The 11,329-nt window shown below is 69.2% G+C and carries 8 protein-coding genes and 1 pseudogene; 4 read left to right on the top strand and 5 right to left on the bottom strand.

Annotated elements, in window-relative coordinates; translation table 11 throughout:
• Nucleotides 1-153: 153 nt before the first annotated feature.
• The 4 genes from ACFZDK_RS55095 to ACFZDK_RS55080 all read left to right on the top strand — a co-directional run bounded on the left by ACFZDK_RS55095 (nt 154) and on the right by ACFZDK_RS55080 (nt 5,107).
• Nucleotides 154-969: an oxidoreductase gene (locus tag ACFZDK_RS55095; RefSeq protein WP_390986801.1), complete on the top strand. Its 816-nt coding sequence runs from the start codon at nt 154-156 to the stop codon at nt 967-969.
• Nucleotides 970-1,077: 108 nt separating this feature from the next.
• Complete coding sequence (locus tag ACFZDK_RS55090; RefSeq protein WP_390986799.1) at nt 1,078-1,920, top strand: alpha/beta fold hydrolase; 843 nt, start codon at nt 1,078-1,080, stop codon at nt 1,918-1,920.
• A gap of 29 nt (nt 1,921-1,949) precedes the next feature.
• Nucleotides 1,950-3,626, top strand: a complete 1,677-nt coding sequence (locus ACFZDK_RS55085) for an FAD-dependent oxidoreductase (protein ID WP_390986797.1) — start codon at nt 1,950-1,952, stop codon at nt 3,624-3,626.
• Between the two features lie 11 nt (nt 3,627-3,637).
• Nucleotides 3,638-5,107, top strand: a complete 1,470-nt coding sequence (locus tag ACFZDK_RS55080; protein WP_390986803.1) for an ATP-binding protein — start codon at nt 3,638-3,640, stop codon at nt 5,105-5,107.
• Nucleotides 5,108-5,546: 439 nt separating this feature from the next.
• Here ACFZDK_RS55080 and ACFZDK_RS55075 read toward each other — a convergent pair.
• From ACFZDK_RS55075 to ACFZDK_RS55055, 5 genes and pseudogenes are all read right to left on the bottom strand, one after another.
• Nucleotides 5,547-6,603: pseudogene (locus ACFZDK_RS55075) on the bottom strand (transposase).
• Nucleotides 6,604-6,764: 161 nt separating this feature from the next.
• Nucleotides 6,765-7,559 carry a maleylpyruvate isomerase family mycothiol-dependent enzyme gene (locus ACFZDK_RS55070; RefSeq protein WP_390986794.1) on the bottom strand — a complete coding sequence of 265 codons (795 nt, stop codon included), beginning with the start codon at nt 7,557-7,559 and terminating at the stop codon, nt 6,765-6,767.
• Nucleotides 7,560-7,617: 58 nt separating this feature from the next.
• Nucleotides 7,618-7,878: a hypothetical protein gene (locus ACFZDK_RS55065; protein ID WP_390986792.1), complete on the bottom strand. Its 261-nt coding sequence runs from the start codon at nt 7,876-7,878 to the stop codon at nt 7,618-7,620.
• Between the two features lie 266 nt (nt 7,879-8,144).
• A complete protein-coding gene (locus ACFZDK_RS55060; protein ID WP_390986789.1) occupies nt 8,145-9,302 on the bottom strand; it encodes an L-dopachrome tautomerase-related protein in 1,158 nt (385 codons plus the stop codon).
• A gap of 232 nt (nt 9,303-9,534) precedes the next feature.
• Nucleotides 9,535-11,034: an MFS transporter gene (locus ACFZDK_RS55055; protein ID WP_390986786.1), complete on the bottom strand. Its 1,500-nt coding sequence runs from the start codon at nt 11,032-11,034 to the stop codon at nt 9,535-9,537.
• Nucleotides 11,035-11,329: the final 295 nt, after the last annotated feature.

The raw sequence follows: 11,329 nt of genomic DNA, 5'->3' as shown, positions 1-11,329 counted from the left end.
ATCTAGGTTCCTGACTGTTCAGTCCATAACCATCCTGAGCTCGCCGGACAGGCTTGGTCCGGGCTTGCAGGACCGGTGCGAACGTGTCGACCTGAGCACAGGCGACCCCACACAGGGCACGACGAAGTCATGTCCACAACCGAAGGAACCACCATGCAGACAGCTTCCCCAGTGGCCCTTGTGACGGGTGCCTCCTCCGGGATCGGGCGGGCGGCTGCGCTCGCCCTCGTGGGCGCCGGCTTCGCGGTGGTCGGCACGAGCCGCAACGCGGCGAACGCCAAGCCGATCGCCGGGGTGACGTTCCTCGATCTCGACGTGGCCAGCGACGAGTCGGTCCGCGCCCTGGTCGGCGAGGTGATCGATCGGTTCGGACGGATCGACGTCCTGGTCAACAACGCAGGCGTGGGTGCGGTCGGCGCCGGCGAGGAGAGCTCGATCGACCAGGCCAAGGAGGTCTTCGACATCAACGTCTTCGGCCTGATGCGGATGGCAAACGCAGTGCTGCCCCAGATGCGCGCCCAGCGCAGTGGCCGCGTGGTCAACGTCTCCTCGGTACTCGGTCTGATCCCAGCCCCCTTCATGGCCGTCTACGCCGCCACCAAGCATGCGGTCGAGGGCTACTCCGAATCCGTCGACCACGAGCTTCGCGAGCACGGCGTGCGGATGCTGCTGGTCGAGCCGGCCTACACAAACACGGGTTTCGAGGCGAGCAGCATGGCACCCGACTCGCCCCTGCCGGTCTACGCCGCACAGCGGGAGGTCTCCCGAGACGTGCTGGCCACGGCCGTGCGCAACGCCGACGCCCCGGCTGTTGTCGCGAAGGTGATCGTCGCGGCCGCCACCGATTCCAAGCCCAAGCTCCGGTACACCGCCGGCTCGATGGCCAAACGCGTCAGCCTCCTGCGCCGGATCGTGCCCTCGCGCGCCTTCGACCAACAAATCCGCAAGCTCAACCGACTGGCCAGCTGACCCCGCACTACACCCGGCGCCCGAAAAGACGCACATGTCCAAAACCAGAGACACTGAAGCCGGCATCAGCCTCTCTCGTCCGACCGCTCCTGGAAATGGCTGACACCCATGGAATTCGAACACGTCACCTACGACCTGCCACACGGCACCTTTCACGCGCTGCAGGGTGGTGACCCCGATGGTCAGCCGACGGTCGTCCTGCACGGCTTCCCGGACCACCCGCCGACCGCGAAGCCCTTCCTCGCCGAGCTCGCCCGCCAGGGACGTCACGTCATCGCACCCTGGCTTCGCGGTTACGCGCCGTCCCCGACCGCGGGACCGTTCGACTTCGCATCCCTCACCGGCGACGTGCTCGCGCTGATCGACCGCTGGTCTCCGGGGCGAGCCGTGGAGTTGGTCGGCCACGACTGGGGCGCCCTGATCACCTACGACGCCGTCGTCACCGCGCCGGAGCGGATCGAACGCGCGGTCACGCTCGCAGTCCCCCACCCCGTCACGTTCCTGAGCCGGCCGCGCCTGGCTCAGCTACGCCGGATCTGGTACATGGGGCTCTTTCAACTGCCGGGAAGCGGCTGGATGGCCAGCGCCCGCGATCTCGCCTTCATCGACCGCCTTTGGCGTCAGTGGTCGCCCGGCCTCTCGCTCGATCCAACTCTGCAGGCGGAGCTGCACGAGCACCTGCGGGCGAGCATGCCCGCGCCTCTGAAGTACTACCGGGCGATGCTGCGCCCCAGCATGATTGGGGCGACGCGCCGCCTGTCTCATCCGATCGCGGTGCCCCTGCTGCAGCTTTACGGTGCCGACGACGGCTGCTTCCTCCCCCCGAAGGTCGACGACCGGCATCGGTTCGCCGCCCCGCACGCGATGGAGGTCGTCCCCGACGTCGGTCACTTCCTGCACATCGAGGCCCCCGAGGCGATCGCGGAACGGATCGCGGCATGGGCCAAGTAGCGGATCACATCACTCGGGGTGGGGGACGTATGGCACAGACCGCGGACGCTGCGCGGACCGTCATCCTGACCGTGGACGACGACCCCGGGGTGTCCCGGGCGGTCGCCCGTGACCTGCGGCGGCGCTACGGCCAGTCGTACCGGATCGTGCGCGCGGAGTCCGGCCAGTCCGCGCTGGCGGCGCTGCGGGAGCTGAAGCTGCGCGGCGACCTTGTGGCGGTGATCCTGGCCGACTACCGCATGCCGCAGATGAACGGAATCGAGTTCCTGGAACAGGCCATGGACGTCTACCCGGGTGCCCGGCGCGTGCTGCTGACCGCGTACGCGGACTCGGATGCGGCGATCGACGCGATCAACGTCGTCGACCTCGACCACTACCTCCTCAAGCCGTGGGACCCGCCGGAGGAGAAGCTCTACCCGGTGCTCGACGACCTGCTGGAGGCATGGCGGTGCAGTGACTTCCGGCCGGTGCCGAGCACCAAGGTCGTCGGTCACCGGTGGTCGGCGCGCTCGTCGGACGTACGGGAGTTTTTGGCCCGCAACCAGGTGCCCTACCGCTGGTACTCCACGGAGGAGCCCGAGGGGCAGCGGCTGCTGACCGCCGCGGGGCAGGACGGGCAGCGGCTGCCGGTGGTGATCACGGCGGACGGTACGGCGCTCGTCGAGCCGGAGGTGCCCGAACTGGCCGCGCACGTGGGGCTGGCGACGACGCCGACCGCTGACTTCTACGACCTGGTCGTCATCGGCGGCGGCCCGGCAGGGCTCGGCGCGGCCGTGTACGGGGCCTCGGAGGGCCTGCGTACGGTGCTCGTGGAGCGGTCGGCGACCGGCGGGCAGGCCGGGCAGAGTTCGCGGATCGAGAACTATCTGGGCTTCCCGGACGGGGTGTCCGGCGGCCAGCTCACCGACCGGGCGCGACGCCAGGCCACGAAGTTCGGCGCCGAGATCCTCTCCGCGCGGGAGGTGACCGGTCTGGAGAGCAGCGGGGCGGCGCGGCTCGTCCGGTTCGCGGACGGGTCGCAGATCGCGGCGCACAGCGTGATCCTGGCGACCGGTGTGTCGTACCGGCGGCTGGAGGCGCCGGGTGCCGACGAGTTGTCGGGCCGCGGGGTGTTCTACGGGTCCGCGCTCACCGAGGCCGCCGCCTGCCAGGGCCACGACGTGTACATCGTCGGCGGCGCCAACTCGGCCGGGCAGGCGGCGATGTACCTGTCCAGGGGCGCCAAGTCGGTGACCCTGCTGGTGCGCGGAGCGGACCTCACCGCGTCGATGTCGCACTATCTGATCCAGCAGATCGCCCAGTCGCCGAACATCTTCGTACGGACCCACGCGGTCGTCGAGGCCGCGCACGGCGACGGCCACCTGGAACAGCTGACGTTGCGCGACACGACGAGCGGTCAGACCGAACTCGTCGACGCGCAGTGGATGTTCGTGTTCATCGGCGCGGCCCCGCTGACCGACTGGCTGGAGGGCACCGTGCTGCGGGACGAGCGCGGGTTCATCCTCGCCGGGCCCGATCTGACCGCCGACGGGCGGCTACCGGCCAACTGGGAGCTGGACCGGCCGCCGTACCACCTGGAGACCAACATCCCCGGCGTGTTCGTCGCCGGGGACGCCCGCGCGGAGTCCGCGAAGCGGGTCGCGTCCGCCGTCGGAGAGGGAGCCATGGCCGTGATGCTCGTACACCGGTATCGGGAGCAGTCGTGAGCGGGCGGGTGATGCCGTGCAGCGCGGCGGAGATCAGTTCGCTGTTCCTGTTCGAGAAGCTGAACTCCGAGCAGCTCGGCAGGCTGTGCAGCGAGGGACGGGTCGAACTGTTCGACCCCGGGCCGGTGTTCACCGAAGGTGACCCGGCGACCGACTTCTACGTGATGATCGAGGGCACGGTCGTCATGTCGCGCCGGGTGGGCAGCGACGACATCGAGGTGAGCCGCACGTCCCAGCCAGGGGTGTACGCGGGGGCCCTGCGGGCCTACGTCGGGGACGGAAAACCGCAGCGGTACATCAACTCGCTGCGGGTGACCGAGCCGACGCGGTTCTTCGTGCTGCCCGCCGAATCGTTCGCGAACGTCATGCACGAGTGGTTTCCGATGGCGATCCATCTCCTGGAAGGGCTCTTCCTCGGTTCGCAGACCTTTCAGCGGGCCGTCGGGCAGCGCGAACGGCTGCTGGCGCTGGGCTCGTTGTCCGCGGGTCTCACCCATGAGCTCAACAACCCGGCCGCGGCCGCCGTACGGGCCACCTCCTCGCTCAGGGACCGGGTCGCGCACATGCGCCACAAGCTCGGCGCCATCGCCTCGGGCCCCTACGACGGCGATGCCCTGAAGGTCCTGGTCGACCTCCAGGAGCGTACGGCCGAGCGGGTCTCCAAGACGCCGGCACTGAGCCCGCTCGAAGCGTCCGACCGGGAGGACGAACTGGCCGACTGGCTGGACGACCACGGTGTCCCAAACGGCTGGCAGATCGCGCCGACCTTCGTGCAGGGCGATCTCGACGTCGACTGGCTGGAGCAGATCGCGGCGGCCGTCGATGAGCAGGAAATCTTGCCGAGTGCCATCGAGTGGCTCACCTACACGGTCGAGGCCGAGCTGTTGATGTCCGAGATCGAGGAATCCACCAACCGTATCTCGCACCTCGTCGACGCCGCCAAGCAGTACTCGCAGCTGGACCGCGCCCCCTATCAGGTCGCCGACGTCCACGAACTCCTCGACAGCACGCTGCTGATGCTGTCGGGCAAGATCGGTCCCCAGATCGAGGTCGTGAAGGAGTACGACCGTTCAGCGCCGAGGATTCCGGCCTACCCGGCCGAACTGAACCAGGTGTGGACCAACCTGATCGACAACGCCGTCTTCTCCATCAAGAGCGCGGGCGGCGAAGGGACATTGACCGTACGCACCGCTGTGGTGCACGACCGGCTGCTCGTGGAGTTCCGCGACACGGGCCCGGGAGTGCCGACCGAGATCCGCGGCCGGATCTTCGACCCGTTCTTCACCACCAAACCGGTGGGCGAGGGCACCGGGCTGGGACTCGACATCTCCTGGCGGATCGTCGTCAACAAGCACCACGGCGACCTGAAAGTCGAGTCCGTACCCGGCGACACCCGATTCCAGGTGCTGCTCCCCCTCACCGCCACCGCCACCGCCACCGAGCCCGATACCGTCCCTGACCCGGCCCAGGAGCCCTCATGACCAAGGACACCGGAATCGACCCCGGGGCCGGGACGACGAGCTGACCCGTCTCACCGGTGTGCTGGGCTGGCCCCGTGTCCGCGAGGCCCGTGCCATGCTCATCGCGGGGGACGCCGGGGTGTGCGCGGCGGGCCTGGACATCCCCGGCGACGTCGGCATGAAACCCACGCACTACGCCGTCCACGTCGGCCCGGGTACACGGTCACCGCGAAGGACATGGTGTTCCACGTCAGCGATCACGCCTCCTACAGGGACCCCGCACGAGGACGACGCTTGCGAGCTCCTGGCGACCCTCCTCGAAGACGTGAGCGCCGTGGTGGGGACAGCCCTGTACGAGATCGAGACCAGCGACGCCGACTGCCGCCATTTGGGTTGCTGGTCGAGTCGAGGGGCGGGCATGGGTTCCTCGGGTCGCGGAAGAGCAGGGACAGCGCTGCGGTCAGGTGGCTGGCCGGGGCAGGGCTGCGAGGCGGGCGAATGCGCTGGTCAGCTCGTGTCGCCAACGCCAGGTAGCGGAGATACGGAGGCAGAGTCGTCGGCCTCCGCGGGCGATGCGGGCGGCGGCGCGCAGCAGCCGGTAGCGGAGCTCCTTCGGCTCGGCGGTGGCCAACTCGCCGTCCAACAGTAGGGCCTGGGTCCAGACGGGCAGGCGGATGCGCTTCTCCACGCGGGCATGCGCGCGGGAGCGGGCCTCCAGGCGTTGCGCGGTTCCCCCACCCGTGACCGGGGTGTCGGTGAGAAAGGCCAGGTGCGCATGCCTTCGTCGAAGTCGAACAGGGACAGTCGGGCACCGGGATGCGGACGCTCACGCCGCACGATGACGCGGCCGTCGGGGTAGCCGGTGAGGTCGATCATGCCGGTCAGCTCGGCGGCCTCTGCTCCGTCGCGCAGGGATCCGTCCTGTTCCAGGGCCGGGTGCCAGACCCGGTCGGGCAGGGCCCGGATGTGGTGCAGGAAGCACAGCAGCGGGTGGTAGCCGAAGCCGCGCTTGTAGGCGGCGGCTGCCTGCTCCTTCTCGGAGTGGCTGGTGACCAGGGGGCGTCGAGGTCCGGGACCAGGCAGGGCAGGTCGCGCCCGCCCGCGCGGGACGCTGGTATGCCGTCGCGGGTGTCGGCGGCTTGCGGCCAGGCGATGTCGCGTGCGGTGGCCCGGGCTTCTCGCAGGGCGGCCAGTGCGGGAGGACCGATGTCGGCGAGAAGACGCCGGGCGGTGGGTGTGGCGGCGACCGGGCCGAACACCTCGCGCTGGTCACGCAGGACAGTGAGGTCAGTGATGGTCTCGCCGCCGTCGGCGAGCATCACGGCCAGGTTGACCGCCACCCTGCCGGGGGCGTGCCCCGTGCCGCGCGGCCGCAGCCGACGCAACGCGCTGGTGAAGGCGCTGGTCAGCCCGGTGATTTTGGCTGGATCGGCCGACAGACGGGAGTCGGCATGGCTGACCACCCCGCGACCGTCGGCCGAGACGACGAGTCGGGGACGTGACCCGGTGGTGTGCACGCGGAAAGTGCCTTCCCCCGCGAGACGACAGAAACCTTGGGCAAGCCCTGTCGTCCCAGGTCAGAAGGCACTTTCGCTATGCAGCTCATGATCCGGACACGACCCCGAGTGGAACGCGCGGGCTAGAGCGTGTGCCCGTGCCCGTTGCCTCGCCGCCGGGCTCAGAACCCGGGGAAAATCCTGCGCAGGTCGTCAAGGGTGACGGTGTCGCCGGTGAGGGTCACGGAGGGCGGGGTGTGGGCGGGGGCGTGCCGACCGGCGACGAGTCGCAGCCACCACTCGGCGGGAGCCGTCAGCACGGCGTCGGCGTTCTCGGGTTCGCCGGTGAGCGCGACCGTCTCGCCGACCGAGAGACCGAAGGCGCGCTCGGGTGCGGTGGTGTGCACCGCGACGGCGACGGGGCGGTTCTCCAGGGCGTCCGCCTTTCCGAAGAAGCCCAGCATCATGCCGGCCTGGTCGAGGAGCGGCCCGGTCGCGGCGGACGCCAGGGGCGTCGACGGGTCGAAGGCCACCTCGACGTCCCACGAGTGGTGGGCGAGCTCACTGAGCCGGAGCCCCGCCGCTGTCGCGACGTCCACCGGCGCGGGCAGGAAGCCGAGGTCGATCCGGAGGTCGCTGCGGGCCCCCGCGTCGAGGCCCTCGTAGCGTTCGACCAGCGCCTGGTTGGCGGTGACGAAGCCTTCAGCGCGCTCGGCCGGGGTCATCGCGTCCCAGCGGGCCCACACCGATTTGTTGAAGTCGCCGTCGGGGGCACCCGTACCGCCTGTCGCGCCCTCCAGTGCGGCCAGGCCAATTTCGGCGCCGCTGCCCAGATGGCTGAGCACCTGGGAGACGTCCCACTCCGACGCGCCGGACGGGCGGGTGAGATCGGCGGCGGTGAGTCTGTGCACCACGGCGGCGAGGTGGTCGTGCCCGCTGCGCAGGGCGTCGATGATTCGGTCTGTGGCTTCGGTCATGGTCGTTTCCTCAATGAAGGTGATCTGATTCGGTGTTGTCGTCACACGGCTGTCGGTGTCACACGGCGGTCTGGAACGAGCGCTTGGAGAAGCCGATCGTGCACCCCTCGACGGTGGTCCGCACCGGCCGGTCGGGGTGCGCGGCGACGCCCAGGGTGATGAACAGTGGGATGTAGTGATCGACGGTCGGATGGGCGTACGGCGTACCGGGCGCCCTCGTCCGGAACGCGGCGAGTTCGTCCCCGGCGCCGCGCGCGAGGGCGTCGGCGGCCCAGGCGTCGAAGTCGGCGGACCAGCCCGGGACTTGGCCTTCGAGCATCGCACGGGTGATGAACGGCAGCCCGTGCGTCATAAAGCCGGCGCCGTTCACTAGCGCACCCTCCTCGGCCGGCGTGCTGGTGGACCGGTTCGCCGTCCGGCATGGTTCCGGCGACCCGGCGCGCGAGCGCGGTCGCGTCGGGGGTGTCGTACCGCATCGTGTAGTAGCGCGGGTGGAAGCTCCCGAAGGTGTAGACGAGCGGGGTGTGCGCGGCCGGTCCGGACAGGGACAGCGACCAGGCAGTCACGTGACGCGGGCTGGAGAGGTCACACGAGCCTGACCGGTCCGGCGTCGATCGGCAGGCGGACCAGGAGATAGGGCTTGCGGCGCAGATCCTCGCCCTCGTGGAAGAGCGACATCCGGTTGAGTTGGTTGGCGGTGGCGTACAAGTGCCGGTCCGAGGCGACCGACAGGGTGTCGACCCAGATGAGGTCGGTGCCCTGGGCGAGGGTGCGGTAGGTGCCGTCCGGATTCCTGCGCCAGATGGAGTTGTGTTCCAGGTCGCCGCCGTAGAGCCGTCCCTTGTCGTCGCTCTCCAGGCCGTCGGCCATCGGCTTGAACCCGTGGTCCTCGACCGTCGCCGCCACCTCGGCGTCGGTGGCGTCGGGGTTGGCGAGGGCGTCGGTGGCCACGCTGTGCAGTCGGCGGCTGGACAGGGGGGAGTAGTAGAGGCGCTTGCCGTCGGCGCTGAGGGCGATGCCGTCGGAGCCGGTCTCGTAGTGCATGGGTTCGCTTCCCGCGGGGCGGATCATGAGAGGTTCGCCCTCGATGATGGGAAGGAACTGCTCGTCGGGGAGCACTGAGGGCTGCCCGGTCAGTCGCCGCCAGGAGCGGCCTGTGGCGAGGTCGACCACGATCACGCCGTTCGAGCCGCCCGAGTCGGTGATGAACGCCATGCCCTCGGTGCCGCGCCGCAGGTCGAAGTGCACGTCGTTGGGGTAGCTGTTCGACGGCACCACGTCTGGCGGGAAGAGGATCTTCCGTACGATCCGGTTGGTGCGCAGGTCGACCGCCACGAGCTTCGGGCCGCCGTAGGAGGACCCGGCGAACAGCGGGTTTCCGGTGTCGAGGATCCACAGCCGGTCGGCCGGGTCGACGACGACGCTCTGCACCGACTGGAGGTGCCCGGCCAGGTCTGAGGCGTCCTGGCGGTTCACCTCGGCGTTGGGGTAGGCCACCGGCTTCCCGCCGCGCAGTTCGGCGACGGTGAACGGGACGTCGTCGCCCCAGCGGGGGAAGTTGACGAAGATACGGCCGTAGCGTGAGACGGTGACACCCGTCGGCATCGAGCCCCAGAAGCGGGCGACGACCGTGTACTGACCGGCGGTTGGTCCGGCGGTTGAACTGGTGGCGTAGGCGGGCCCGGCGAGTTGGGTGGCGGCCAGCGATGCGGTGGTCGCGCCGAGGAATGTACGTCGTTTCATGCGAGTGCCTCCTGCTGGGTCTGGTTGCACCATGGACTTCGCCGTGGACAGCAGTTCTCTGGTGCGCGGGTGGCGGGTGGTGAGGTCCATCGCGGAGAAGGCCCTGTCATGGATTCGCGGGGCGAGACGGTCACGGTGGAACCCTGGAGATGCCCTGCTTTCCTGTGCTGGATCGTGTCCTGAGAACAACAGTCATCGCAGGTGGCAGGGCATCTGTGGGGTGGATCCAGGCTCAGTGGGCCATCACGGGCTCGCCCTCGGACGGCGCCAGAGCCCGATTCGGGATCAGGAACGCGGCGATCACCGCACCGACCACGAAGAACCCGGAGCCCCACGCCAGGGTGGCCGTGTAGCCCTCGACCCCGGCCTGCGCCGCGGCCAATGCGCCGGGCTTGTGCGAAGTCAGGTAGTCGGTCGCGGCTGACGAGGCAATGGTGGTCAGTAGCGCCGTGCTGATGGAGCCGCCGATTTGCTGACCGGTGTTGATCAACGCCGAGGCGACACCCGCGTCCTCGTGGTGAATGCCTGAGGTCGCCCCCTGGATCGCGGTGCTCATCACGGCGCCGATGCCGAGACCCAGCAGGATCAGGCCGGGCATGATGTGGGCGGCGTAGGTGCTGTCCAGCTCGAGCCGGGTCAGCAAGGCCATACCGGCCGCGGCGACCAGGAAGCCGGCGCTGACGACGATCTTCGGGCCGACCCTGGGCAGCACCAGCGAAGGCATCGTGGTCGAAGACGCGACGACGCCCGCGACCATCGGCAGGAACGCCAGACCGGTCTTGATCGGCGAGTAGCCGAGGCTGGCCGCGAAGTAGTAGGTCAGGAACAGGAAGATCGAGAACATCCCCATGCCCAGGACGAACACCGCCACGAACGAACCACCGCGGGTCCGGTCCAGCACGACTCGCAGCGGCAGCAGCGGATGCGCGACCCTGGACTCCAGCCAGACGAACACCACGAGCAGCACCGCGCCGACGATCATAGAGCCGAGGGCGACCGGGTCGGTCCAGCTGGTGGACTCGACGTGCGCGAACCCGTAGACGACGGCGAACAGCGCGGCGCTCACCACCACGATGCCCGGAATATCGAGTTTGGGCTTCTTGGTGATCACGGGCTTGGCCAGCAGCAGCAAGGCACCGATCAGAGCGGGGACCGCGAAGGCGACGTTCACGTACATCACCCAGCGCCACGACGCCCATTCGGTGAGCATGCCGCCGACCAGCAGCCCGACCGCGCCGCCCGCACCACCCAGCGCACTGAAGATACCGAAGGCCTTCGCCCTTTCGGACGGTTCGGTGAAGGTCACACTGAGCAGTGAGAGTGCCGCGGGCGCGAGCACCGCGGCGAAGAGGCCCTGGGCCACCCGTGCCGCGACGAGGATCTCGAAGCTGCCGGCCGAGCCGCCGACGACGGACGCGGCCCCGAAACCTGCCAAGCCGATCACGAAGAGGGTACGTCGGCCCAACAGGTCACCGAGTCGGCCGCCGAGCAGCAGCAGGCTGCCAAAGGCCAGGGCGTAACCCGTGATGACCCACTGCCGGCTGCCGTCGCTGAAGCCGAGGTCGTGCTGCGCCTCGGGCAGCGCGATGTTCACGACGGTGGCATCGAGCATGACCATGAGCTGTGCCATGCCTATGACGACCAGCACCCACCAGCGCACGGCATGTGAGCCGCGAAGGCCCGAGTCTGTCTTTCCGGAGGCGGGCGCCCCGTGGTCGATGCTGGTACTCACTTTTTTCCCCTTGCTTGCTGGGCATGGCTGAAGGCCGTTTGGCCGTTTGGAAACTGATTGGTTTCCTCACCGAAGTAGGTGAGGCGGGCGGATGGCGGGGTGGGATCTCAGCGCTTCAGGATCATCGTGTGGCCGCTTCTGGGCTTCCCTCGGCGATCCTCTGGAGGCTGTGCCGGCGTCCGCGGTGGCCGGCATCCTGTTGATGTCGGCGCCGGCCAGTCATCGCGCCAGGCGTGCACGCACCCTGTCCATTGAGCTCAGGGCGGTTGTGGACTGAACGGTAAGGAACCTAGGC

Origin of the sequence: Streptomyces sp. NPDC007901, from assembly GCF_042959465.1 — a bacterium.
Lineage (GTDB): Bacteria > Actinomycetota > Actinomycetes > Streptomycetales > Streptomycetaceae > Streptomyces.
This window is presented reverse-complemented; position numbering and strand designations above follow the sequence as displayed.